Below are 23,072 nucleotides of genomic sequence, written 5' to 3' on the forward strand. Positions count from 1 at the left end.
TCACTGGTGTGTCCCCGCAGCTTAGTGGCCACCACCGGACGTCCTCGGCGCGGTCGGGTTGCGCACCCGGGCGAGCGCGTGCAGCGGCGTGCACCAGGGCTGGGTGGGCCAGGAGGGCGCGGCGTCCGCTTCGGGCAGCAGGAGCGCGGCGAGCTCGCCGGTCAGCTCCTGGTGCTGCTCCTCGGTGAGATTCCGTTGGTGGGAAAGCACATCGAGCAGTTCGACGGCGGTCCCGGCGGACAGCGCGCGGACGTTGTCGAGCACCCAGCGGGGGATCCAGGGCGCGGTCAGCTCGTCGCCCGCCTGGAGCAGCTGCTCGGCGACACGGTCCGCGGGCGCGCCGGAGTCCGCCATGGTCGTGGCGATCTCCTGGTGCAGCACGGCGCGGATGGCGGGCGGGGTGTTCGCGGCGAACACCGCTCGAACGAGCGGGACGCGGAATCGCAGACGTTCTCCGTCGGCTTCGAGCACGTGCGCGGCGAGCGCCTCCTCCACCGCTCCGGTGAGCGATCGCGGTTCGCGGCCGGTGACCCCCGCCAGGTCCGCGACAGTGAACGACGAGCCGAGCAACGCGGCTGAATTCAGCGTTCGCTTGCCCGGTACGGAAAGCGTGGCGAGATGGTCCTCCACCACGGCGGTGAGCCTGCCGTGCGGCGTGGTGTCCGGCTCGTGGCCGTCGGCGAACTCGGCGAACAGCTCGCGTAGATAGCCGGGGTTGCCGGCGGTGTACTCGGCGGCGAACCGGAGGAAGTCCTCACCCGGATCCCTGGCCAGGGTCTCTTCGGCGAGCGCGGCGACGGCCGGGCCGTCGAACGGCGGCAACGGGACGATCTCGCCGTCGAACTCCGAGCGGAGGACGTCGAGCGTGCGGCGCCGGGGCAGCGGCCGCGCCGAGCCGATCAGCAGCAGCGGCAGATGCGCGGTGAACCGGTGGAGCCGCTCCCAGGCGAGCAGGCTTTCTTCGTCCGCCCAGTGCAGGTCTTCGAAGACGAGCACCTGTGGCCCGTCCTCGCACAGTTCGGTGACCGTTTTGCCGAGATCGTCGAGCGCCTCACCGCCGAGACAGTCGGCGACGATGCCCATCGGGACCGCGCCGCTCAGCTCGTCGGCCTCGACCCAGCGTGTCCGGCTCCTCGCCGTGGCCAGCGCCTCGGCCAGGAAGGTGCTCTTGCCGCTGCCCGCTTCGCCGTCCACCCAGATCGTCGCGCCGCGGCCTTCGTCCAGCAGCGCGGACAGGTGCCGTCGCAGCCGCCCGAGCTCGAACTCGCGGCCGACGAAAGCGGACGGCCGGACGGGGACGGCCTGCGCCCGTCGGGGAGGTTCCGGCCTGCCGTGCAAGGACGGATCGTCGGCCAAGATCCGTCGCCGCAGGTCCAGCAGGTCCGGGCCGGGTTCGAGGCCGGACCGCTCGATGATCGTCTCGCGGGCGCGGTCGAACGCGGCCAGGGCCTCGGCCTGCCGCCCCGAGCGGAACAGGGCGGTGATCAGCACGCGGTGCAGGCCTTCGCGCAGCGGATGCCGCTCGACCAGCACGGCGAGCTCGTCCACGAGGTCGCGATGCTCGCCGAGCCGCAGCGCGACCTCGGCCTGGCGTTCGAGCGCGCTCAGGCGCAGTTCGTTCAGCCGGGCACGCTGGGTCTCGGCGAACGGGCCGGGGATCCCGTCGAGCGCGGAGCCCCGCCACTGCCCGAGCGCGGACCGCAGCGACTCCAGCTCCCGCCCGTGCGCGCCCTCGAGCCGGTGTGCGCGGGCACGGTCCAGCTCGGCTTCGAAGACGTGGACGTCGACCTGGTGTTTCGGCAGGTCGAGGCGGTAGCCGGCGCGGCTGGCGACGAGCGGTTCGCCGGCCGGCTCCAGTGCGCGGCGCAATGCGGAGACGTAGTTGTACACGATGCCGGTTGCGCTGTCCGGGGGCCGCTCGCCCCAGACGGCGTCGATGATCTCCCGGCGCGAGACGAACTGGCCGGCGTGCAGTGCGAGCGTGGCGAACACCGCCTGGCGCTGGGCAGGACCCAGCGCGATCTCGCCGTCGCCGTGGCAGGCGGGGGAACCGCCCAGCAGCCGCACCGTCAGCGAGGAAACCTCGTCCATGACCTGCCGCCTGTGCGTCCGACCGCCGAAAAGAGTGTCCCGCTCGGCGAAAATCCTAGTGGCGCCGATGTGGGTTTCGCAATCAATCGGACACTCACCGTGTGGGTTTGCCCGGCCAGGACCGGATTTCGCCGGCACATGGACTGTCGGATGTCCGTTCATGTGGTTTTCGCGGCCCCGGACGGGTGACGGGCGAGTGGGCAAACCCGGGCGTTCGCAGGGGCAAAGTGTGCTCCGGCGCTGGTGGCGGACATGCGTGGCTGTGCATGCTGTGCCGGTGAGCCAGGATCAGGAGCTGTTCGCCGGTGATGTCCTGCTCAGTCTCGCCCAGAACGGCAGGCTGGTCCTCGACGCCGACGAGGCGGAAGCCCGCGTCGCCGAACTTCGCCGGACGCTGGCCTACGGCTACGCCCTCCTCGCCGACCCGGACTACACCGGCCCCGAGGGCAGGCTCCGCGAGCTGCTGGACGAGCTCCCCAAGTACGTCGAGGCGTTTCAGCAGGCCACGAAGTCCTTCACGCCTCGTTGAGAATTCGTGAAGAGCTCCTTCGCAGACTGTGTCCCATCCATCCGACTGGGGCCGCGGACAAGCGGAGGGGACGAAGTGGACACGGAAACCCGACAGATCACCGTGGCGGTGCACGCGCCCGACCCGATCACGACGGCGGGGCTGGCCAGCCAGCTGGGCACGCAGCAGGGGATCGACATCCGGGACTGGGACCGGCGCGCCGAGACCGACGTACTGGTGTTCGCCGCCGAATGGCTCACGCCGGAGATCGTGCTCTGGCTGCGACGGCTCGCCGCCGAGGACGGCAAGCCGGTGGTGCTCGTGGTGAGCCAGATCAGCGAGGCGGAGCTCGTGCCCGCCATCGAATGCCGGGTGGTGGCGGTGCTGCCGCGCTCGGCCACGACCGGCGAACGGCTGGCGCACGCGGTCCGCGCGGCGGCCACCGGCGGCGGGGTGCTCCCGCCGAGCCTGCTCGGTGAACTGCTCAAACACGTCGAACGGCTGCAGCGCGAGGTGCTCGACCCGATGGGCGTCAACACCGCCGGGCTCACCACGCGGGAGATCGACGTGCTGCGGCTGATGGCCGAGGGCAAGGACACCGTCGAGATCGCCGGTGAGCTAAGCTACTCGGAACGCAGCGTCAAGCACATCATCCAGGGCATCACCGGACGGCTGAAGCTGAAGAACCGGCCGCACGCCGTGGCGTACGCGGTCCGGGCCGGGGTGATCTAGCCGCACGGCTCGCCAGGCGTCCGGCCACGAGGGCCAGTTCGAGTGGCTGGTCTCGTTCGCGGGCCAGCCAGAGGCATTCGTCGGCGGGTTCCTCGCCGAGGCAGGCCCGGACCAGATGCCGATGCAGCAACACCCGTCCGGTCGGCATCGCGGCGGCGAGCGCTTCCAGCGCGTCGAGGGCCTGCTTCGCCGACGCCCGGTCGTTCCTCTGCAACGCGAGGTCGGCGAGGTCGGCCCAGGCGATGTCCGTGCCGACGGCCAGTCCGCGGGTGGCCGCGTGGAGGCGCCGGGTGGCGCGGTCGGTTTCGCCCTCCGCGAGGTCGACGCGGGCTTCGGCGATGTCGAGCAGATGCGCCAGCGCCGGTGCCGTGGCGCGGGCGGCGGTCAGCAGTTCCCGCGCCTCGGTGGACCGTCCCTGTGACAGCAGGACCGACACGGTCGACAGGTGCATCGCGGAGGCCCCGATGTCGTAACCGGGCCCAGAGCCGTCGGCCAGGCTCCGGTGCGCGAAGTCGATCGCCGGACCGGGCCGGCCGCGCATGGCCGCGAGCAGCGAACGTTCGCTGTCCCGCAGACGGGATTCGGGGAAGGCCTCGTCGGCGAGCAGCTTTTCCGCGCGTGCTCGTTCGCCCAGCACCAGCAACGCGGCGACGTACGAAGCGATCTGGTCGTCCAGGCATCGCGGTACCGTCCTCGACGGCCATCGCTCGCGCTCGGTCAGATTCGCGCCGAACCGCGCGGAACGGCCGTCCCAGAGCTCGGCCAGTCCGCCGAAGAGCTCGCCCGGCCAGGAATCGTTCTCCGCCAACAGTTCGGCCGCTTCCGTCCACCGGTCCCGCAGGCACAGCGCGATCGCGCGCGAGACCATCGAGTCGGCTTCCACGCGTGCCATCCTGAGCGGCCAGGACGGTGGCGACGTGCCGGGCGGCCGGGGTCGGCCCGTATGGACGCGGGGTCCGCCCGAAAGCCGTCAGACCGCCAGCGGGCCGAAGACGAGCGTGCCCGGCGCCTCCGCGTCGTCACCCGCCCAGAACTCCAGCCACAGCGCGGCGAACTCGTCCCGCGACAGCATCCCGTCACCGTCGGAGTCCAGCAGCGGGAAGGTGGCGTCGGTGTCGGTGGGACATCCGTTCCACACCTCGATCAGCTGGTGGTACTCCGCCGCGGAGATCAGGCCGTCGCGATTCTCGTCGACCGCCTCGAACATCGCGTCGGCCGTGGCGGTCACGGCCTCGGGCGTGTCCGGGAGCTTGTCGACCACCAGCAGCACTTCGTCGAGGGTGACCTTGTCGTCGCGGTTCAGATCCGAGGCCGCCAGCAACGTCGTCCACCAGCTCAGCATGATGCCGGTCAGGCGGCGTTCGTCACCCGGCCCGCGCCGTCGCGCCCAGCGGTCGGCCAGGGCCTGGAAGTCCTGCTCCTCAAGGAAACCGTCGCCGTCGACGTCCATCGCGGCGAAGACGCCCGACACCTTGCGCCGCTGCAAGTCGCTTGCCATGCGTCCGAACGATAGAACCGGACGCGGTAGCGGAACAGCGGCCATTCAGGGGCCCGGCGAGCCACGATCGAGGGACGGCCGCTCACTCACGGCGGGCATTCGCCACCAGGGATAGGGCACACCGAACAGCCTGTTGACCACCACGGCGAGCAACGCGATGAGACCCACGCCCACCAGCACCGCGACGATCTGCGGGGCCGTGTGCAGCAACCCGAGCGCGATGATCAGGGTGGTGGCCCCGGCGGGCGGATGGGGGATCTCCAGCGCGGCCATCGCGGCACAGGTGAGCCCCAGCGCGATCGCGGCGGACCCGATCCTGGCCCACGACGGATGCGTCAGGTCCGGGGCGGCGGACAGCAGCCCGGTGGCCGCGAGGCCGGCCAGGCCCGACAGGACCCCGGCCAGATGGCCGAGCACCGTGTTGCGGGGGCTCGCCCCGGGTGCCCGCGGGCTCGTGAACACCAGGAACGCGGTGGGCCCGAGCGAAGGGAACAGCAGGGGAGCGCCGGACAGGATCGCGCAGAACCCGATGAACACGATGCAGCCGAACGAACTCAGCGCGACGTAGGCGGTGCGGCGGATCCGGGTCATTCCCAGCCACGGCGGGGGTCGCGGGTGCCGACCCGGCCGGGGGCGCGGTGCCGGTAGACCACGTACGGGCGGAGCAGGTACCGCACCGGTGCGCTGAAAGCGTGCACCAGCCGGGAAAACGGCCACAGCGCGAACAACACCATGCCCAGCGCGACATGCAGCCGGTAGTCCAGCGGCGCCGACGCCATCAGTTCCGGTCGTGGATCGAACGTCAGGATGCCGCGGAACCAGGGCGCGACCGTCTCGCGGTAGTCGTAGCCGCCGCGGACGCCGTTGTCGACCACGGTGGTCGCCAGCCCGGCGAGCATCACCAGCACGAGCACCACGTACATGTACCGGTCGCTGACCGAGGTGGCGCCGCGCACCGCCGGCACCCGGATCCGCCGCCACAGCAGCAGACCGAGCCCGCCGAGCGCGACCAGCCCGGCGAGGGTGCCCATGCCGAGCGAGACCAGGTGGTAGCCGTGCTCGTCGAGTCCGGCGAATTCGGTGACGCCCTTCGGCACGAGCAGGCCCAGCACGTGGCCCCCGATCACCATCAGCAGCCCGACATGGAACACCGGGCTGGCCACGCGCAGGAGCTTGGCCTCGTGGAGCTGGCTCGACCGGGTGGTCCAGCCGAACTTGTCGTGCCGGTAGCGCCAGATGGTGCCGAACACCAGCAACACGATCGACGCGTAGGGCGCGGCACCCCACAGCAACAGGTCCAGTCCGGAACTCATCGGCCACCTCCGGCACCGGTCGGGAAGGGGTCGAGGCCGACCAGCTCGGCAGGCGGTTCGGCGGGCAGCGGCGCGGGGACGGCGGGCAGGGTGGCCAGCACCGCCGCGACGGCGTCGCGATACGGAGTGTCCATAGTGGACATGTTGCGGTGCAGGAGTTCCAGCGCGGGATGGAAGCGGGTGAGTACCTGGGTGGCCGCGCCGGGGCTCGCCGCGGCGGCGAATTCCAGGATCACGGGCAGGAAGTCCGGCAACTCGTTCTCGGCGGGCGCGAACCCGTGGGTGCGGTAGAACCGGCGCAGGGCGGCCAGCGTCTCGCCGCGGCGGCGGGTGTCGCCGTCGAGGAACCAGCTCAGATGCAGGGTCCGCCTTGGCTTCCGGTCGAAGACCTCGACGTAATGCGACGCCAGCCCGCCGGGATCGCCCTGTTCGAGGTGGGCCAGCGTACGGCCGAGTTCGTCGTGGCCGGGGCCGGTGGTCTCGTCGAGGCAGGCACGCAGCAGACCGAGTTTGCCGAGGACCGCCTCGTCGGGATATTGCAGGCACCAGCCGGCGATCTGACGCAGGGCCGCGGTATCCCGCGTGGCACGGGGGCGGAGGAGTTTCACCGGCTCTGCCCCCGCAAGGTCGGGAACAGCGCGTCCGGCCGGGCACCGTCGTCCCAGCTGACCAGGTCCACAGTGGACTCGCCGCCGCCCATACCCGGTCCGCCGTCGACGTCGAGGCTGCACCGGGTGGCGATGCCCTCCAGGTCGTGGGCCTGCCCGATGCCCGCGGTGGGGATCACGTACCGCTCGTCGTATTTGGCCAGCGCGAGCAGCCGGTGCATGGCGAAGATCTGCTCACCGGTGAGGCCGACGGACGCGGGGATGTCCTCGTCGGTCTCCTGGCCGAGGTTCACCGCCCGCATGTAGGACCGCATCGCGGCCAGCCGCCGTAGCGACCGCCGGACCGGCGCCGTGTCCCCGGCGGTGAACAGTTCGGCCAGGTACTCGACCGGGATGCGCAGGGCGTCGATGGCGCCGAACAGGTTGTCGCGGTGCTCGCCGTCGTGGCCGCTTCCGCTGACCGCGTCGACCACCGGCGACAGCGGCGGGATGTACCAGACCATCGGCATCGTGCGGTATTCCGGATGCAGCGGCAGGGCCAGCCGGTAGTCGTGGATCAGCTGGTACACCGGCGAACGCCGGGCCGCGGTGAGCCAGTCGTGCGGGACGCCCGCCGCCTCGGCGGCCCGGATCACGGCGGGATCGCGCGGGTCGAGCAGCAGATCGAGTTGCGCGGGGTAGAGGTCGTGCTCGTCCTCGACGGACGCGGCGGCGGTGACCTTGTCGGCGTCGTAGAGCAGGACACCGATGTAGCGCAGCCGCCCGACGCAGGTTTCGGCGCACACCGTCGGCTGCCCGGCCTCCACCCGGGGATAGCAGAAGGTGCACTTCTCGGCCTTGCCGGTCTTGTGGTTGAAGTACACCTTCTTGTACGGGCAGCCGGTGACGCACATCCGCCAGCCGCGGCACTGGTCCTGGTCGACCAGCACGATCCCGTCCTCCGCGCGTTTGTACATCGCGCCGGACGGGCAGCTGGCCACACAGGACGGGTTGAGGCAGTGCTCGCAGATCCTCGGCAGGTAGAACATGAAGCTCTGCTCGAACTCGAATTTGATCCGGATGCCGAGTTCCTCACGCAGCTTTTCGGCGATCGGGTCCTTGACGCCGTGTTCGGTGGACCCGCCGAGATCGTCGTCCCAGTTCGGCCCCCAGGAAGGTTGGGCGGGTTCGCCGGTGATGGCCGACCGGGGCGCGGCGGTGGGGACGTCGTCGCCCAGCGGCGCCTCGATCAGGGTGGCGTAGTCGTAGGTCCACGGCTCGTAGTAGTCGGAGATCTCCGGCAGTTCCGGGTTGGCGAACAGTTTCGCGAGCTTGGTCAGCCGTCCGCCCGCGCGCAGCCGCAGCCTGCCCTTCGCCGTCCGTTCCCAGCCGCCCTTCCAGCGCTCCTGATCCTCGTAGCGGCGCGGATATCCTTGCCCCGGCCGGGTTTCCACGTTGTTGAACCAGGCGTACTCGGTGCCTGCCCGGTTCGTCCAGGCCTGTTTGCAGGTCACCGAACAGGTGTGGCAGCCGATGCATTTGTCCAGGTTCATCACCATGGCCAGCTGTGCCATGACCCGCATCAGTAACGCACCTCCTGGGAACGGCGGCGGATCACGGTGACCTCGTCGCGCTGGTTGCCGGTGGGGCCCAGGTAGTTGAAGCCGAAGGAGAGCTGGGCGTAGCCGCCGATGAGATGGGTGGGTTTGAGCAGCAGCCGGGTCAGCGAGTTGTGCGTGCCGCCGCGTTTCCCGGTCGCCTCGCTGCGCGGTACGTTCACCGCCCGGTCCTGGGCGTGGTAAAGGAAGACGGTGCCCGCCGGCATGCGATGGGAGACGATCGCGCGGGCCACCACGACGCCGTTGCGGTTCACCGCTTCGATCCAGTCGTTGTCGCGGGCGCCGATGGCCTCCGCGTCCGCGGGGCTCATCCAGATCCCCTGCCCGCCACGGGAAAGCGTGAGCATGTGCAGGTTGTCCTGGTAGGTCGAGTGGATCGACCATTTGCTGTGCGGGGTCAGATAGCGCACGGTGACTTCGGCCGACTCGCCGGAGAGGTGCTGTGCGCCCAGCGGCGGCCGGTACACCGGCAGGGCCTCGCCGAGTTCGTGCATCCAGTCGTGGTCGAGGAAGAAATGCTGACGGCCGGTCAGGGTGTGCCACGGTTTCCCGTGTTCGACGTTGATCACGAACGCCGAATAGCGCCGCCCGCCGCTCTCGCTCCCGGACCACTCCGGGCTGGTGATCACCGGCGCCGGACGGGACCGGGTGTCGGCGAACGTGATCTTCTTGCCTTCGTGCTCGGCGGAAAGATGAGCCAGCTCGGTGCCGACCCGCTTTTCCAGCTCGCGGAAGCCTTGGGTGGCCAGCCGTCCATTGGTGGTGCCCGACAGCGCGAGCACGGCGTCCGCCGCCTTGATGTCGGTGTCGATCAACGCCTGGCCCTGGGCGGCACCTGCCATGGCGACACCGTTCTTCGCGCGTAGCCAGTCCACTTCCTCACCGACGTCGTAGGTGATGCCCTTGCTGGTGGCGCCCAGCTTCTCCAGCAGCGGCCCGAGCGTGGCCAGTTTCGCCGCCACGGCGGGATAGTCACGTTCGACGACGGTCAGCCGCGGCATCGTGACACCCGGGATCGGCTCGACGTCGCCGTCGCGCCAGCGCCGGACGACCCCGCCCGGCTGCGCCGTTTCACCAGGGGTGTCGTGTGTCATCGGAGTGGCCACGAGGTCCTTGCGCACCCCGAGATGCTTCTCGGCGAGTTGGCTGAACCGCTTCGCGATGGTGTGGAACGCCTCGAAGTCGGTGCGGGTCTGCCACGGTGGATCGACGGCGGCGTTGAACGAATGCACGAAGGGATGCATGTCCGTCGAAGAGAGGTCGTGCTTTTCGTACCAGGTCGCGGCGGGCAGCACGAGATCCGCGAACAGGGTGGTGCTGGTCATGCGGTAATCGATCGCCAGCAGGAGATCCAACTTGCCGACGGGGGCGGTGTCGTGCCATTTCACGGATTTCGGGCGTGCGTCCGGCGGCGCCTCGTCGCCACGCAGGTTCGCGTCGGTGCCGAGCAGATGACGCAGGAAGTACTCGTGCCCCTTGGCCGACGAGCCGAGCAGGTTCGACCGCCACACCGTGAGCACACGCGGCCAGTTCTCCGGTGCGTCCGGATCCTCGGCGGCGAAGCCCAGTTTCCCTTCGCGGAGCTGGGCGGTCACGTGCCGGACTGGGTCGAGACCGGCTTCCTCGGCCTCGTCGGCCAGGTCGAGCGGGTTCCGGTCGAAGGTGGGGAACGACGGCATCCAGCCCAGCCGCGCCGACAGCGCGAGCGTGTCCGCGGCGCTGGTCCCGGCGAGGTTCCCCGGCGCCAGCGGGGAAGTCAGTTCGTCGTTGCGCAGCGCGTCGTAGCGCCATTGGCCGGTGTGGAGGTACCAGTAGGCGGTCCCGATCATCTGCCGGGCCGGCCGCACCCAGTCCATCGCGCCCGCCAGGGTCTGGTGCCCGGTCAGCGGCCGCACCTTTTCCTGTCCGACGTAATGCGCCCAGCCGCCGCCGTTGCGGCCCTGGCAGCCGGTCATCGTCAGCAATGCCAGGAAGGACCGGTAGATGGTGTCGGAGTGGAACCAGTGGTTGGTGCCCGCGCCCATCAGGATCATGCACCGGCCGCGGGAGGCTTCCGCGGTCTCGGCGAACTCCCTGGCGATCCGGGCGACCCGGTCGGCCGGGACCGAGGTGATCTCCTGCTGCCACGCCGGGGTGCACGGCTCCGCCGGATCGTCGTAGCCGGACGGCCATCGGCCGGGCAGGTCGCCGCGCCGCACGCCGTACTGCGCCATCAGCAGGTCGAACACCGTGGTGACCAACCGCCCGCTCTGTTCCACGGCGGGTACCCCGCGCCGCAGGACGCCCTCCGCGTCGAAGCGGGGAAGGAGCACCTCGACGCCTTGATGACCGGGATCGGCGAGCAGGCTCAGCCGCGGCACGACGTCGCCGAGGTCGAGGTTCCAGCGCCCCTGGTCGTGCTCGTTCCAGCGGAAGCCGACGGAACCGTTGGGCACGACCGGTTCCCCGGTGCGGTCGTCGACCAGCACGGTCTTCCAGTCCGGTTCGGCTCCGGGGTCGCCGAGGTCGGCGGCGGTGAGGAACTTCGACGGGACGTACGCGCCGTCCCGTTCGGTCAGCGTGACCAGGAACGGCAGGTCGGTGAAGCGGCGGACGTAGTCGGTGAAGTACGGCACCTGACGTTCGGCGAAGAACTCGGTGAGCACGACGTGCCCCATGGCCATCGCCAGCGCGGCGTCGGTGCCGGGATGCGGGGCCAGCCACTCGTCGGCGAACTTGGTGTTGTCGGCGTAGTCGGGGGAGACCACCACGACCTTCTGGCCCCTATACCGCGCTTCGGCCATCCAGTGGGCGTCCGGTGTCCTGGTCACGGGGACGTTGGAGCCCCACATCATCAGGTACGCGGCGTCCCACCAGTCCGCGGACTCCGGTACGTCGGTCTGGTCGCCGAACACCTGCGGCGAGGCCACCGGCAGATCGGCGTACCAGTCGTAGAACGAAAGCATCGGAGCGCCGATCAGCGCCATGAACCGGGACCCGATGGCGTGCGAGACCATGGACATCGCCGGGATCGGCGAGAAGCCGGCGACCCGGTCCGGGCCGTAGCGGGAGATGGCGTGCACATGCGCGGCGGCGGCGATTTCCGCGGCTTCGTCCCAGCCGATCCGGACCAATCCGCCCTTTCCCCTTGCCCGTTGACAAGAAATTCTCTTCATCGGGTCGTCCATCACCGACGCCCAGGCGACGACGGGATCGCCGTGCCGTTTCAGCGCTTCCCGGTACATTTCCACCAGTACCCCTCGCGCGTACGGAAAACGTACTCTGGTCGGCGAGTAGGAATACCAGGAAAAGGAGGCACCACGCGGGCAGCCGCGTGGTTCGTACTCCGGTTTGTCGGGGCCGGTGGAGGGATAATCGGGATCCTGGCTCTCCCAGGTTATGATCCCGTCCGAGACGTACACGTTCCAGCGGCAGGAACCGGTGCAGTTGACGCCGTGCGTCGACGGGACCACCTTGTCGTGGCTCCAGCGATCGCGGTAGAACACGTCGCCTTCCCGGCCGCCGGTGAGATGCACGGAACTCTCCGCGCGGGTGAGATAACGGCCGAGGCGCAGCAGTGCGGTGGTCGCCGCGCCTTCGTCGTGGTGGATTTCCGCGCCGTTTCCGTTGGCTTTTCGTGGCGAGCGCACGCTCGCGACCTCCCGACTTAAGTCGTGAATGAGGCAGACAGTGCGAACAGGACGTGCCGAGTCTGTCCGGAGAACGCTTGCGATGTTAGCGGTGCCGCGTGCCAGTTGTCTTTGCGCGAAGGTGATCATGGCTGTCGATCACTCGAAAAGACCAGCAAGTAAAGGTGTTGGTAATGTCCGGGTAAGTGCCGGTGGAAATTCGATTATTCCGTCCGGTCGGGCGATCGAAATATGCGTTTTCGGGTATTTCCGGAACCGGGCGGTACCGGGTGCACCCGTCAGGAGGTGGGGCCCTGCGGTCACGCCGGCGGCGAGAGATGACTGTGACGAACGCGCCGTTTTCGGGGCCGTGAGCCGGGTAACCGGAGGCGACGGACAACGAAGGAGGCTCCGATGAACGACAAGGCCGAGAACAAGATCGACGAGCTCAAGGGCAAGGCGAAGGAAGCCGCCGGGAACGCCACGGACAACGAGCAGTGGCAGGCGGAAGGCAAGGCCGAGCAGGGCAAGGCCAACGTCAGGCAGGCGGGCGAGAAGGTCAAGGACGCGGTGAAGGGCGTCCGGGACTGACCTCGTGACCGGCGGGGCCCGCCTGCCGAGGCGGGCCCCGGTACGGTCCGGGGCATGGAGTTCCGGGATTTCGACGGCGTCAAGGTGCGGAGGCCTTCGGTCGAGCGCGAAGACCTCGGAAGCGAACCCGCGGTGCTTCGCGGCGATTTCGACTTCGATTCGGTCCACCTCGACGGCGGTGAGCAGGACGGCGTCCGCGGTGGCGGCGAGATCGCGCACTGCCTTGTCACGGACGTGAGCTTGGCGAACGCCCGCCTCGACCGGCTGACGCTCTCCGACGTCGTCTTCGAAGGTGTCGACCTGTCCAACGCGGCGATCCGCGAACTGTCGGCCCGACGGGTCGAAATCCTGCGCTGCCGGGCGATCGGGCTCGGAGTGGCGATCACTTCCGCCACCGATCTGTACGTCGAGAACGCACGGTTCGACTACGCCTCGGTGACCGTCGAGCGGGTGAAGGGTCCGGTCGTGTTCTCCGGATGTTCGTTCCGGGAGACGGTGTTCTCGGGCGACCTGTCCCGGCTGACCTTCGTGGACTGCGATTTCACCGAAACCGAGTTCGCGGCGACGGCCGCGGTGGGCTGCGATCTCCGCGGCTCGCGTCTGTCCGGGGTCCGCGGTCTGCTGACCCTGCGCGGCGCGAAGATCACCGGTGAACAGGCCGTCTCGGTCGCGGGGATCCTCGCGACCGAGAGCGGCTTGTCGGTTCAGCCCTCGGGGTAGAAGACGAACAGCGTGCAGCCGGTCGCCGACGCGGGCACGTGCCACGAACCGGCCGGGGCGTGCAGGAAGGTCCCCGCCGGATAGTCGCGCGCGCCGTCGTTGAAGGTGCCGGAGACGACGAACACCTCTTCGGGGCCGGGTTCGTGGACGTCGCGGTGCGGCCACGAGCTGCCGGGATCCATTTCCAGCAGATTCGCCTGCGCGCCGTCCGCGCCTGTCCACAGTGGACGAAGGCGGATTCCGGGGAAGAGCTCGCGCGCGGGGGATTCCTTGACGGAGACGGAAGTGTAGCCCTCTTGGGCGAGGATCTCTGAGTGCATGTCCCCATGCTGCCTGGGCCGTCGCGCCGCTGGACAGTGTCAGGGAAGACACCATGGGGTACTTTCTTGCCATGCATCGCGTGAGGGCACTGGTGCGGCCGGTGCAGTCGACGTTCGAGCTCGGGATCGCCGCCGAGGTCTTCGGCACCGAGCGGGCCGGGGTGCCGAAGTACTACGAGTTCGACGTCTGCACGGAGAAGCCCGGCCCGGTGCCGACCACGGCCGGGTACGCGATGTCCGTGACGCGGGGCCTTTCCGCGCTGGCGGACGCCGACACCGTGCTCATCCCCGGCTGGTCCCCGGTCGAGGCACCGCTGCCGGCCCCCGTGCGCCGGGCGCTCCTGCGCGCGCACGCCAGGGGAGCGCGGCTCGTCACGATCTGCTCCGGTGTCTTCGCTTTGGCCCGCACCGGGCTGCTCGACGGCAGGTCGGCGACCACGCATTGGGCGCGCGCCGCTCAGCTGCGGGAGGAGTTCCCGCTGATCCAGGTGGAGCCGGACGTGCTCTACGTTGACCACGGCGACGTCGCCACGAGCGCCGGGGCCGGCGCGGGGATCGACCTCTGCCTGCACCTCGTCCGGCGCGACCACGGCGCCGCGCACGCCGCCCTCGTCGCCCGGCACATGGTGATGCCGCCGCATCGCGACGGCGGGCAGGCGCAGTTCGTCCCAGCCCCGCCGCCCGGCGACGAGCTGGACGGTCTCCTCGAGTGGGCGGGCACCCGCCTCGGGACGCCGTTGTCGGTGGCCGATCTGGCCGCGCACCTCAACGTCTCGCCGCGCACGCTGGCCCGGCGTTTCGCCGATCAGCTCGGCACCACTCCGGGGGCGTGGCTGCTGACGCGCCGGGTGACCGAGGCGCGCACCCTGCTGGAGGAGACCGGCCTGCCGGTGGAAGTGATCGCGTCCCGCGTCGGGCTGACGTCGGCCGTGAACCTTCGCCGCCGCTTCCGCGACCAGGTCGGCACGACGCCGGGCGCGTACCGGCGCGCGTTCCGTGACCCGGTTTCGCCTTGAGCGGAACGGCGTACGCGAGCCCCGGCCCGATGTCACGATGACCGTATGGCGGACATCCTTCCTTTCCAGCAGAAGCGCCCCGAACCCGAACCGCTGTGGCGTGACGTGCTGGGCCGGAGCCTGCGCGCCGCGCGGGAGGAACAGGGCGGCCGCCTCGTCGACGTCGCGGAACGCGCGGGGATCTCGCCGCAGTACCTCTCCGAGATCGAGCGCGGCCGCAAGGAGCCGTCGAGCGAGATGATCGCCGCGGTCACCGGCGCGCTGGGGCTCGACCTGGCGGATCTGCTCTTCGGGATCGCGGGCACGATCAGCCGGGGCGGCAGCACGGGCCTCGCGGTCGGCCGCCGTCCGCGAGGGCCCGTGCTCATGGCCGCCTGAGCCCCTGAGCTGTACCTACCGGACGGGACACACAGGGGCGCGGCGTGAGCAAAGGCGTAACTCACGTGATCAGGCACGGAACTCGTGTGTCTGGACGCCGCACTCGCGAGTTCCGCCTCTGATCACGCGAGTTCCGCCTTCAAACACGCGAGTTCCGGCTCCGGTCGGGTGAGTGCGGCGCAACGTCCTCGTGAGTGGCGTTTCGGGGTTAGACGGGTTATTGAGAGGTAGGTCGAACATGGCGTGATGGAGTTGGAGGCGAGAGCATGCTCACCACAGAGACCTGGCGCGCTCTTGACTGTCCACAAGGGACACATTCAGAGGCGAAATGCCCAATTTGGCCACTTTGGGCAGGGGTCGTGAGTGATTTGGGTGGTTCTAACCCGCATTATCACTCACGACCCCGTCTAGAAACGGACATAAAGGTATCAAATGGATGCTCGATCGACGCGATATGTCCCTTGTGGACGCTCGGGATCGGGCCTGTCTGCATCGCCACTCACGACCACCCGGACCGAGTTCCCGTCAGCCGATCTCCTCGTCTCACGCGATGAAGGGCGCCTCCGGGACCTAAGCCCGTTCGTCGAGGACCCGGTCCGCCAGCCCGTAGGCGACGGCGCCCGCCGCGTCGAACACGCGGTCCCGGTCGGTGTCGTGCCGCAGATCCGAGACGGCGCGGCCGGTGTGGGCGGAAAGGATCTCCTCCAGCTGCGTCCGCACCCGCACGACCTCGTCGGCCTGCAGGATGAGGTCCGGGATCGTGCCGCGCCCCTGCGCCGCGGGCTGGTGCAGCACCACCCGCGTATGCGGCAGCACGAACCGGTGCCCGGCTTCGCCCGCGGCCAGCAGGATCGCACCAGCCGCGACGGCCTGGCCGACACAGGTCGTCGCCACCGGCGCCTTGATGAAGCGCATGGTGTCGTACAGCGCGAGCATCGCCGACGGGTCGCCGCCCTCGGTGTTGATGTAGAGGTTGATCTCCTGCTCGGGGTTGTCCGCCTCCAGGTACAGCAGCTGCGTGATCAGGGCGTTCGCCACGCCGGAGTCGATCGCGGTCCCGAGGTAGATGATCCGCTCCGACAGCAGATGCGAGTAGACGTCCATGATCCGCTCGCCGGCGGGACTGCGGGAGATGACGTTGGGGATGGTGTAGGTACTCACTTGCCCGCACCCCTTTCCGTGCCGAGGCCGAGTTTGTGGGTGCGGACGGGGACGACCTGGTCGAGGCTTTCGACGATGTGGTCGATGAAGCCGTATTCGCGGGCCTGCTCGGTGGTGAACCAGCGATCGTGCAGCGAATCGGCGAAGATCCGGTCGATGGGCTGCCCGGTGTCCTCGGCGATGAGCCCGAGCACCGTGTCGCGCGTGTAGCGCAGGTCGTCCGCCTGCACCTCCACCTCGACGGCCGAACCGCCGATGCCCGCCGAACCCTGGTGCATCAGGATCCGCGCGTGCGGCAGCGCGAACCGTTTACCCGGGGTGCCCGCGGAGAGCAGGAATTGCCCGGCACTGCATGCCAAGCCCAGCGCGAGGGTGGCGACATCGCACGGCACGAGCCGCATCACGTCCCGGATCGCCAGCATCGACGGGACCGAACCGCCCGGCGAGTGGATCCACAACGCGATGTCCTTGCGCGGATCCTCGCTCGCCAGTGACAGGAGCTGCGTGGCGAGGACCGTCCCGTTGTCGTCGTCGAGCGGGCCGTCGAGGACCAGCACACGCTGGCTGAAGAACCGTTCCCGTTGCCGTTGGTCGAAGAGTGGCTGCTTCTCGTTGTCGCTCATGCCCCGACCATGCCGCCGGGTCCCGGCCGCCCGCCGGTTTCTCTGCTGTGAGCGGATCAGCCCACAGCAGGGCGTTTCGCCGGCACGAACCACACGGTGATGGTCAAGAGCATGGCGAAGACGATGGCGAGGAGGTCGAGGGTGAGTCCCGGTTGCAGGGGAAGGCCCAGGTACTCCGCCTCATCCAGCGCCTTCAGCAGAAGCAGGCTTAGCAGCGTCAGCCCGCAGCCGACGGTGATCATGACCTGCCCACGGCGGACGTTGGCGAGCAGGAGCCCGCCGCCGGCCACCGAAAACACCCCCGACAAGACGAGGGCGACCTGACAGAGCAGCAGTGGCACCCAATGCCAGTGCATCAGGTACACGTAGTGGACCAGCATCGCGTCCGCCAACACGAAGAAACCGAAGAGCATGCTCGCCACCCCGGCCAGTACCGCGAAGACCGACGGCGGTGTCAGGCCGGGACGCGTCGGCGGGGTCGGCACCGGCGTTTCGATCCCGCTCGCGGCCTGGGCCAGCAATGGGAGCGCTTGGTCCGGCAGCATGCGCGCGTGCGGCGCTTTCGCCAGCAGCCCGCGCAGGACGTCCGCGAGCGGGCGGGGCGTCCGGTCGATGGCGGGCTGCTCGTTGACGACGGCGTACAGCGTGGCCGCGACGTTCGCCCGCTGGAAGAAGTTCCCGCCCTCGCTCGCGCTGAGCAGGGTCACGCCGAGCGACCAGAGGTCGGAATGGGGCGTGCCGTCGTGCCCGGCGATCGTTTCGGGGGCGAGGAACGCCGGTGTGCCTACCGGGTCGAGGGCCTTGGCGATCCCGAAGCCGATCAGCTTCACGGCGCCGTCGGGACCCACCAGGATGTTCGCGGGCCGCACGTCCCCGTGCACGATGCCCGCCGTGTGCGCGGCGGTGAGCGCGCCGAGGACCTTCCCGCCGAGGTCGGCCACGAACCGCGGCGGCAGCGGACCCGTGGACGCGAGGTCCTCCAGGGTCCGTCCCTCCACCGGATCCATCACGATGAACGCGTTTCCGTCCGCGACCACGACATCGCGAACGGGCACCACCGACGGGTGATCCACCGCGACGCGGGCTTCTTTCTGGAGCCGCTCCACGCGGGCGGGTTCGTGCGTGGGAAGCGGCAGTTGCTTGATCGCGACCGGGGGACCGTCCGGCCCGTCCTCGCCGCGCCACAGCACGGCCGTCCCGTCGCCGCCCAGCTTCTCGAGCAGGGTGTAGCGCTCGGCGATCGTGCTCGAAACTGCCGTCACAGTGGGGCTCCTCGAATTCTGAAGGGTCTCCGAGGCACGCTAACCAGGGCTCATGACAAAACGATGAAATGGCCGTTCATCCATGAAAGACTGGCGCGACTGGATATATTCACAGTCATGCTGACCTTGGCGGCGCTGGTCGAGGACCCGGCCCTGGAACTGCGGGTGGTCGTCCCCGGCCGCGACGGGGCACTGGCCGGGCAGGTGTTGTGGGTGCACAACACCGAGCTCCCCGATCCGGGGCCATACGTGCGCGAGCACGAGGTCGTGCTGACCAACGGCCTGTGGCTCGACCGGGTCGATCCGGCGGATTTCGTCGCGAGGGTGGTCGGCGCCGGAGCGGCGGGGATCATCTTCGGCCTGCGCGTGGAACAACGCGACACCCCGCCCGCGCTCGCCGACGCCTGCCGGGAAGCCGGGTTGCCGCTGCTGGAGATCTCGGTGGCGGTGCCGTTCACCGCGGTCACGCGCGCCGCCGCGGCGATCCAGGCCACCGACCGGCAGAACGCGCTGATGTCGTTGGTGCGCCGAGGCGACGAGCTGACTTCGGCGCTGTCGAGGGGCGCGGGCGCGTCCGGGGTGCTCGCGGTCCTCCGCCGCGAACACGAACTCCCGCTGGCGGTCGTGGACCGGATGGGCCGGGAACTGGCGTCCGCCGGCGCCGAACTGGACGCCGGGCAGACGCGCGCCGCGGCGGAGGCACTGGCCGGGCATCCGCCGCCGCTGGAAGCGGATCTCGGCGCGGGGACGCGGGCGGCGTTGTTCCCCGTCGGCGCGATCGGCGACGCGGACGCCGCGCTGTTGTGCCTGCGTCCCGCGACGGAGCTGACTCGCGGAGAGCGGGACGCGCTGGAGCAGACCGCGCGCTACCTCAGCCTGGAGGTGGCCCGGCACCAGGCGGTGCAGGCGATCGAGATGCGGTTCGCCGTCGAGCTGCTGGACATGGTGCTCTCCGGCGCGCAGCGCGCCGCGGAGGTGCCCGGCAGGCTGCGTGCCTTCGGGGTCGACCCGGACGGGCCGCTGGCGGTGATCGCGCTGGCGTTCGCGGGTGAGGAAGCCGCGACCCCGCCGGGAATGGCCGAGGCTGTGACCGACTTCCTGCTGGCGGACGGCCTGCCCGCGGTCGTGGCGGCGGGCAGCCAGGACGTCGTCGCGGTACTGCCGTTCCGTTCAGGGAGGCAGTCGCCCGCCGCCTTCGCGCCACGGCTGGCCGCGTCCGTTTCGCACCGGCTTTCCGGTGGCCGCGTGGTCGTCGGACTCGCCGACCCGGTGCCGGGTGCGGCCGAACTGCGGACGCCGTTGTCACGCAGCCGCGAAGCCTGCCGCGTGCTCCGTGGCAGGCGGGGCGGGCCGATCGCGGCGAGTTTCGCCGAGCTGGGCAGCTATCGGCTCCTGCTGGAGTCGCACGACGAGCAGTGGCGGCACACTTTCGCCGACGCCCTGCTCGGCCCGCTGCGCGAGCACGACCGCGTCCGCGACGGCGAACTGGAGACGACCCTGCGGGCGTTCCTCGACCACGACGGCCACTGGGCGACCACCGCCGCGGCCCTGTTCGTGCACGTCAACACCTTGCGCAACCGGCTGGCCAAGGTCACCGAGCTGACCGGCCGCGATGTCGGGCGGACCGCGGACCGGGTCGACCTGTTCCTGGCGCTCGAAGCGGCTCAGTCCGGATAGACCGCGGGGTCGGCTTCGAGGCGCCGCAACGGTTCCACGGGCAAGGCCGGGTCGGCCAGCGCCGCGGCCGCCACATCGCGGCAGCGCGCGAACCGGACGTCACCGAGCCCGAGCCCGAACTCGATGAGCGCGCGCACCGCTTCCAGCCGCCCCGGCCTGCCCGAAAGGAACGGGTGCAGGCACAGGTTGAACAGGCAACGGTAGCGGCGCATCGCGTCCAGCTCGGCGCGCCACATCTCCAGCACCTGAACCGGTGGGGTGATCACCGAGCCGACGTGCGGCGCGGGAAGGAACGCGTACTGCTCCCAATCGTCGAGCGACCAGTGCACCGGCAATTCGGCGATCCGGCCCGCCCCGGTGTCGATCAGGTACGGCCGGTCGTCCGCCATCAGCGACGAGTCGTAGCTCAGGCCGTGTCCGGCCACCAGCGCCGGAGTGTCCCAAGTGGACTCCCAGCCCGCCGCGCGATGCCCGTTGATCTCGATGCCCTGTGCGGCGAAGACCGCCATGCCCCGTTCGAAATCGGCGCGCTGCTCGGCGGCGGTCATCGCGGTCGGCGGCCGGTGGCTGTAGGAGTGGTGGGCCACCTCGTGCCCCCGCTCCACGATCGTGGCGGCGAGGCCGGGCCGCTGTTCGGCGACCCAGCCCGGCACGAAGAACGTCGCGGGCACGGCCAGTTCGTCGAGCAGATCGAGGACGCGCGGCACCCCGACCCTGGGCCCGTACGCCTGATGGGACATGGTCGACAGGTGGTCCGCGTAACCCCGGCCCCGCGCGAGGATCGGGGACTCCGCGTCGACGTCGAAGGTCAGGGTCGCGACCGCGGCCGCGCCGCCGTGCCAGCTTGCTTCAGTCACGCCTGCCGACTCTCCCGCCAACGGCGCGCGTTCGCCACCGTGACCGTCGGGGAGACCATCGCCCGGTCGAACTCGGCCAGGGGTTCCGCCGCCGCGACGCGGGCGGGCAGATCGGGGTTGGCCAGCGCGCCGTGCCCGATCGACAGCAGGTCCGCGTGCCCGCCGGTGAGTACCTCGTGCGCCTGCGCGAGGTCGTGCATCCCGCCGTTGGCGATTACGGGCAGCCCGGTGACCTCCCGGGCGAGCGCGGTGATCGTGCCGCCGTCGGCCAGCTTCGCCGTCTCCAGCCAGTTCCGGCCCTCGCTGGCGATGTGGAGGTACTGCGCGCCCGCCTCGGCGACCGCGGCGAAGATCACCTCGGCGTCGGCGCGGCCGCCCGGCCACCGGTAGGTGAAGTCGTTGACCTTCGTCTGTGACAACCGCACGCCGGTCACCAGCTCCGGCACCGCCTCGGCGACGGCGGTCACGACCCGGGCGGTCAGCCGGATCCGGTTCGCGACCGGTCCGCCGTGGGAATCGGTGCGGTGATTGGTGTAGTCGGTCAGGAACTGGTCGAGCAGATATCCGTTGGCCGCGTGCACCTCGACGCCGTCGAAGCCGGCCTGACGGGCACGCACGGCCGCGGCCGCGAAACCGTCGATGATGTCGTCGATCTCGGCGGTGGTCAGTTCGCGGGGGACCGGCCAAGGCCCGGAACCGCCGTAAGCGCGCATTTTCTCCCCGCGCGGCTGGACGGCCGACGGGCCGACGGTGTCCGGGTTGCCCTGCGCGATCGCCCCGGCGTGCATGAGCTGCGCGATCATCCGGCCACCCGCCGCGCGGACTCCGGCGGTGACCACCCGCCAGCCCGCGACGTGCTCGTCCCGCGCGAGGCCGGGCTGGTTGAGGTAACCCTGGCTGGCCGCGCTGTCGGGGTAGGTGCCCTCGCTGAACACCAGCCCGAAGCCGCCGCGGGCGAATTCGGCGTAGTAGTCGGCCATCTCCCCGGTCGGGGTGCCGTCCGGCCGCGCGGAGACGCGGGACATCGGGGCGACGGCGTAGCGGTTGCGCAGCGCGAGACCGCTGAGGGTGACCGGGGCGAGCGCGGGGTGTTCGACGGTGGTCGTCATGATCTGGTTCCTCCATTGTGGACGGTTTCGATGGCGAGCGGGGAAAGTCCGGAGTCGCTGATCCGGACGAGGTCTTGCGGGCAGGCGGAGACCACGACGACGCAGTCCATCTCGGCCCGCAGGGTCACCGCGTCGCCCGGGCGCGAGTTCGCGGTGAGCCAGCTCAGGCGTCCGCCCTCGCCGACCGGGATGCGCATGAAGACGTTGATCGGCTGCGGGGTCGGACCGGCGAAGCTGAGCCCGGCCTCTCCCAGGGCCTCACGCAGATTCGCGGCGCAGGACCGGTGGTCCGGTGCACCCAGTGCTTTGTATCGGGCCGGGTCACACGCCGGGATGAGCATGTCGTGCTCACCGGGAGAGGTGTCTTCGGCCAGCGTGAGGATCGGGCGGCGCAAGTCGGTCAGGAAGGCCTCGCCGACCGCGGGGAAGAGCCTGTCGACGCCGGCGCGGGTGTGCGCCGCGCTGTGGTGCTCGGTCAGTTCGGCGTCTCCGCTGTCGCGGAAGGCGAACACGTCTCCGACCTGGCCGCCGTCGACGTCGATCACCCGCACCAGATCCCCTGCGGCCACCCGGACGGCCCTGCCGGTCCCGGGTGGCACTTCCGTTCTGCTCATGCCCCCAGCAAACAGGGACTGCCCGATGTCTCGCCATGGAGAAACCTCCATGATCAAGCATCCAGGATGGATAAACATCCAGGCCGATCACGCGTGATTGAAGCCGGAACTCGCGTGATCGAAGGCGGAACAGCGTGTTCCGGCTGGAATCACGCGAGTTCCGTCTCCAAGCACGCGAGTTCCGGATAAAAGTAGTTTCGACTTTGACCAGTTTCGCGAAGCCGGGTTAGTGTTCGCCGATGGAAGACGTGGATGCGGCCGGGCTGGACTTCTGGTCGTTCGTGGCGCTGGCGAACCGGCGGCTCGCCCAGGAGTACGGCTTCCGTCACCAGTTGGCGACCGAGGTGCTGCTGACCCTCAACCGCGCCTCCGACCTGGTGACCTACGACCTCGAAGCCGCGGTGCACCGGCCGCGCGGGCGGTCCTGGTCGGCGTTCCGGCTGCTGTTCGTGGTCTGGCTCGCCGGACCGCTCGAACCGACCAGCGCCGCCCGGCTGACCGGGATGAGCCGGGCCGCGGTGTCGAACCTGGTCAAGACGCTGGTCGCGGAGGGCATGCTCGACCGGGCACCGGACGAGCGCGACGGACGTTCGGTGCGGTTGTCGCTCACCGAGGCGGGGCAGGAGGAGATGGTCTCGGTCTTCCGTGAGCACAACGAGCGCGAATTCGGCTGGACGAACGCGTTGACCGAGACCGAACAGCGCATCCTCGTGATGCTGCTGGGCAAGCTGATCACCAGCCGAGCCGAGTTCGGCACCCGGAGCCGCAAGTAGGCCTTCCCGTCGCCC

23 protein-coding genes are annotated in these 23,072 nt (G+C 70.0%); 8 read left to right on the forward strand and 15 right to left on the reverse strand.

Going from position 1 to position 23,072, the window contains the following annotated elements:
• Positions 1-21: 21 nt before the first annotated feature.
• Positions 22-2,091 carry a BTAD domain-containing putative transcriptional regulator gene (locus AVR91_RS14445; protein WP_063271107.1) on the reverse strand — a complete coding sequence of 690 codons (2,070 nt, stop codon included), beginning with the start codon at positions 2,089-2,091 and terminating at the stop codon, positions 22-24.
• Between the two features lie 277 nt (positions 2,092-2,368).
• Between AVR91_RS14445 and AVR91_RS14450 the strand changes: the two genes are divergently transcribed.
• Together AVR91_RS14450 and AVR91_RS14455 are read left to right on the forward strand one after the other, a co-directional pair.
• Complete coding sequence (locus AVR91_RS14450) at positions 2,369-2,620, forward strand: hypothetical protein (protein ID WP_063271236.1); 252 nt, start codon at positions 2,369-2,371, stop codon at positions 2,618-2,620.
• A 75-nt stretch (positions 2,621-2,695) separates the two neighbouring features.
• Complete coding sequence (locus tag AVR91_RS14455) at positions 2,696-3,331, forward strand: helix-turn-helix transcriptional regulator (protein WP_063271106.1); 636 nt, start codon at positions 2,696-2,698, stop codon at positions 3,329-3,331.
• Here the strand turns inward: AVR91_RS14455 and AVR91_RS14460 are convergent.
• The 7 genes from AVR91_RS14460 to AVR91_RS14490 all read right to left on the reverse strand — a co-directional run bounded on the left by AVR91_RS14460 (position 3,261) and on the right by AVR91_RS14490 (position 11,977).
• Positions 3,261-4,214: a hypothetical protein gene (locus AVR91_RS14460; RefSeq protein ID WP_228709204.1), complete on the reverse strand. Its 954-nt coding sequence runs from the start codon at positions 4,212-4,214 to the stop codon at positions 3,261-3,263. The genes AVR91_RS14455 and AVR91_RS14460 overlap by 71 nt on opposite strands.
• 87 nt (positions 4,215-4,301) lie before the next feature.
• Positions 4,302-4,829, reverse strand: coding sequence for an EF-hand domain-containing protein (locus AVR91_RS14465; protein WP_172843485.1), 528 nt, complete (start codon positions 4,827-4,829; stop codon positions 4,302-4,304).
• A 45-nt stretch (positions 4,830-4,874) separates the two neighbouring features.
• Positions 4,875-5,420: an HPP family protein gene (locus AVR91_RS14470; protein ID WP_063271105.1), complete on the reverse strand. Its 546-nt coding sequence runs from the start codon at positions 5,418-5,420 to the stop codon at positions 4,875-4,877.
• Positions 5,417-6,142 (reverse strand): respiratory nitrate reductase subunit gamma, encoded by a 726-nt coding sequence (gene narI, locus AVR91_RS14475; RefSeq protein ID WP_063271104.1) that lies wholly within the window; start codon positions 6,140-6,142, stop codon positions 5,417-5,419. The genes AVR91_RS14470 and narI overlap by 4 nt, the downstream gene beginning before the upstream one ends.
• Positions 6,139-6,750 carry a nitrate reductase molybdenum cofactor assembly chaperone gene (gene narJ, locus AVR91_RS14480; protein ID WP_063271103.1) on the reverse strand — a complete coding sequence of 204 codons (612 nt, stop codon included), beginning with the start codon at positions 6,748-6,750 and terminating at the stop codon, positions 6,139-6,141. The genes narI and narJ overlap by 4 nt, the downstream gene beginning before the upstream one ends.
• Positions 6,747-8,312 (reverse strand): nitrate reductase subunit beta, encoded by a 1,566-nt coding sequence (narH, locus tag AVR91_RS14485; protein WP_063271102.1) that lies wholly within the window; start codon positions 8,310-8,312, stop codon positions 6,747-6,749. Before narH ends, narJ begins: the two co-directional genes overlap by 4 nt.
• A complete protein-coding gene (locus AVR91_RS14490) occupies positions 8,312-11,977 on the reverse strand; it encodes a nitrate reductase subunit alpha (protein WP_083737560.1) in 3,666 nt (1,221 codons plus the stop codon). Before AVR91_RS14490 ends, narH begins: the two co-directional genes overlap by 1 nt.
• Positions 11,978-12,370: 393 nt before the next feature.
• On the opposite strand from AVR91_RS14490, the gene AVR91_RS14495 reads away from it, so the two are divergent.
• Positions 12,371-12,547 (forward strand): CsbD family protein, encoded by a 177-nt coding sequence (locus tag AVR91_RS14495; RefSeq protein WP_063271101.1) that lies wholly within the window; start codon positions 12,371-12,373, stop codon positions 12,545-12,547.
• Between the two features lie 54 nt (positions 12,548-12,601).
• On the forward strand, positions 12,602-13,267 hold the full coding sequence (locus AVR91_RS14500; RefSeq protein WP_063271100.1) for a pentapeptide repeat-containing protein: 666 nt from the start codon (positions 12,602-12,604) through the stop codon (positions 13,265-13,267).
• Here AVR91_RS14500 and AVR91_RS14505 read toward each other — a convergent pair.
• Positions 13,252-13,587 (reverse strand): cupin domain-containing protein, encoded by a 336-nt coding sequence (locus AVR91_RS14505; protein ID WP_063271099.1) that lies wholly within the window; start codon positions 13,585-13,587, stop codon positions 13,252-13,254. The two genes, AVR91_RS14500 and AVR91_RS14505, sit on opposite strands and share 16 nt — an antisense overlap.
• A 71-nt stretch (positions 13,588-13,658) precedes the next feature.
• Between AVR91_RS14505 and AVR91_RS14510 the strand changes: the two genes are divergently transcribed.
• Together AVR91_RS14510 and AVR91_RS14515 are read left to right on the forward strand one after the other, a co-directional pair.
• Positions 13,659-14,603 carry a helix-turn-helix domain-containing protein gene (locus AVR91_RS14510; RefSeq protein WP_063271098.1) on the forward strand — a complete coding sequence of 315 codons (945 nt, stop codon included), beginning with the start codon at positions 13,659-13,661 and terminating at the stop codon, positions 14,601-14,603.
• Positions 14,604-14,648: 45 nt separating this feature from the next.
• Positions 14,649-14,981 (forward strand): helix-turn-helix domain-containing protein, encoded by a 333-nt coding sequence (locus AVR91_RS14515; protein WP_037345333.1) that lies wholly within the window; start codon positions 14,649-14,651, stop codon positions 14,979-14,981.
• 570 nt (positions 14,982-15,551) lie between these two features.
• Here AVR91_RS14515 and AVR91_RS14520 read toward each other — a convergent pair.
• The 3 genes from AVR91_RS14520 to AVR91_RS14530 are packed head-to-tail and all read right to left on the reverse strand — an operon-like array spanning position 15,552 to position 18,027.
• On the reverse strand, positions 15,552-16,142 hold the full coding sequence (locus tag AVR91_RS14520) for a ClpP family protease (RefSeq protein ID WP_016335566.1): 591 nt from the start codon (positions 16,140-16,142) through the stop codon (positions 15,552-15,554).
• Positions 16,139-16,765, reverse strand: coding sequence for a ClpP family protease (locus tag AVR91_RS14525; protein WP_063271097.1), 627 nt, complete (start codon positions 16,763-16,765; stop codon positions 16,139-16,141). The genes AVR91_RS14520 and AVR91_RS14525 overlap by 4 nt, the downstream gene beginning before the upstream one ends.
• Positions 16,766-16,821: 56 nt before the next feature.
• Entirely contained in the window at positions 16,822-18,027 is a 1,206-nt protein-coding gene (locus AVR91_RS14530) for a serine/threonine-protein kinase (RefSeq protein ID WP_063271096.1), read from the reverse strand.
• Positions 18,028-18,144: 117 nt separating this feature from the next.
• Here AVR91_RS14530 and AVR91_RS14535 point away from each other — a divergent pair, with 117 nt between their 5' ends.
• Entirely contained in the window at positions 18,145-19,704 is a 1,560-nt protein-coding gene (locus AVR91_RS14535) for a PucR family transcriptional regulator (protein ID WP_063271095.1), read from the forward strand.
• On the opposite strand, the gene AVR91_RS14540 is transcribed toward AVR91_RS14535, so the two are convergent.
• From AVR91_RS14540 to AVR91_RS14550, 3 genes are read right to left on the reverse strand one after another with little or no spacing between them, the layout of a single operon-like run.
• Entirely contained in the window at positions 19,692-20,561 is an 870-nt protein-coding gene (locus AVR91_RS14540) for a polysaccharide deacetylase family protein (protein ID WP_063271094.1), read from the reverse strand. The two genes, AVR91_RS14535 and AVR91_RS14540, sit on opposite strands and share 13 nt — an antisense overlap.
• The gene (locus AVR91_RS14545; protein ID WP_063271093.1) at positions 20,558-21,670 is read right to left on the reverse strand and encodes an oxidoreductase; all 1,113 of its coding nucleotides are present in this window, start codon (positions 21,668-21,670) and stop codon (positions 20,558-20,560) included. Before AVR91_RS14545 ends, AVR91_RS14540 begins: the two co-directional genes overlap by 4 nt.
• Complete coding sequence (locus AVR91_RS14550; protein WP_063271092.1) at positions 21,667-22,284, reverse strand: DUF1989 domain-containing protein; 618 nt, start codon at positions 22,282-22,284, stop codon at positions 21,667-21,669. Before AVR91_RS14550 ends, AVR91_RS14545 begins: the two co-directional genes overlap by 4 nt.
• A 239-nt stretch (positions 22,285-22,523) precedes the next feature.
• On the opposite strand from AVR91_RS14550, the gene AVR91_RS14555 reads away from it, so the two are divergent.
• Complete coding sequence (locus AVR91_RS14555; protein WP_063271091.1) at positions 22,524-23,057, forward strand: MarR family winged helix-turn-helix transcriptional regulator; 534 nt, start codon at positions 22,524-22,526, stop codon at positions 23,055-23,057.
• Positions 23,058-23,072: the final 15 nt, after the last annotated feature.

Source organism: Amycolatopsis keratiniphila subsp. keratiniphila, from assembly GCF_001620365.2.
Taxonomy (GTDB): domain Bacteria; phylum Actinomycetota; class Actinomycetes; order Mycobacteriales; family Pseudonocardiaceae; genus Amycolatopsis; species Amycolatopsis keratiniphila.

Coding starts and splice junctions, on each gene's coding strand:
- AVR91_RS14445 (WP_063271107.1), bottom strand. CDS start 2,091: ATGGACGAGGTTTCCTCGCTGACGGTGCGGCTGCTGGGCGGTTCCCCC.
- AVR91_RS14465 (WP_172843485.1), bottom strand. CDS start 4,829: ATGGCAAGCGACTTGCAGCGGCGCAAGGTGTCGGGCGTCTTCGCCGCG.
- AVR91_RS14470 (WP_063271105.1), bottom strand. CDS start 5,420: ATGACCCGGATCCGCCGCACCGCCTACGTCGCGCTGAGTTCGTTCGGC.
- narI (WP_063271104.1), bottom strand. CDS start 6,142: ATGAGTTCCGGACTGGACCTGTTGCTGTGGGGTGCCGCGCCCTACGCG.
- narH (WP_063271102.1), bottom strand. CDS start 8,312: ATGCGGGTCATGGCACAGCTGGCCATGGTGATGAACCTGGACAAATGC.
- AVR91_RS14495 (WP_063271101.1), top strand. CDS start 12,371: ATGAACGACAAGGCCGAGAACAAGATCGACGAGCTCAAGGGCAAGGCG.
- AVR91_RS14500 (WP_063271100.1), top strand. CDS start 12,602: ATGGAGTTCCGGGATTTCGACGGCGTCAAGGTGCGGAGGCCTTCGGTC.
- AVR91_RS14505 (WP_063271099.1), bottom strand. CDS start 13,587: ATGCACTCAGAGATCCTCGCCCAAGAGGGCTACACTTCCGTCTCCGTC.
- AVR91_RS14510 (WP_063271098.1), top strand. CDS start 13,659: ATGCATCGCGTGAGGGCACTGGTGCGGCCGGTGCAGTCGACGTTCGAG.
- AVR91_RS14515 (WP_037345333.1), top strand. CDS start 14,649: ATGGCGGACATCCTTCCTTTCCAGCAGAAGCGCCCCGAACCCGAACCG.
- AVR91_RS14525 (WP_063271097.1), bottom strand. CDS start 16,765: ATGAGCGACAACGAGAAGCAGCCACTCTTCGACCAACGGCAACGGGAA.
- AVR91_RS14535 (WP_063271095.1), top strand. CDS start 18,145: ATGCTGACCTTGGCGGCGCTGGTCGAGGACCCGGCCCTGGAACTGCGG.
- AVR91_RS14545 (WP_063271093.1), bottom strand. CDS start 21,670: ATGACGACCACCGTCGAACACCCCGCGCTCGCCCCGGTCACCCTCAGC.
- AVR91_RS14550 (WP_063271092.1), bottom strand. CDS start 22,284: ATGAGCAGAACGGAAGTGCCACCCGGGACCGGCAGGGCCGTCCGGGTG.
- AVR91_RS14555 (WP_063271091.1), top strand. CDS start 22,524: ATGGAAGACGTGGATGCGGCCGGGCTGGACTTCTGGTCGTTCGTGGCG.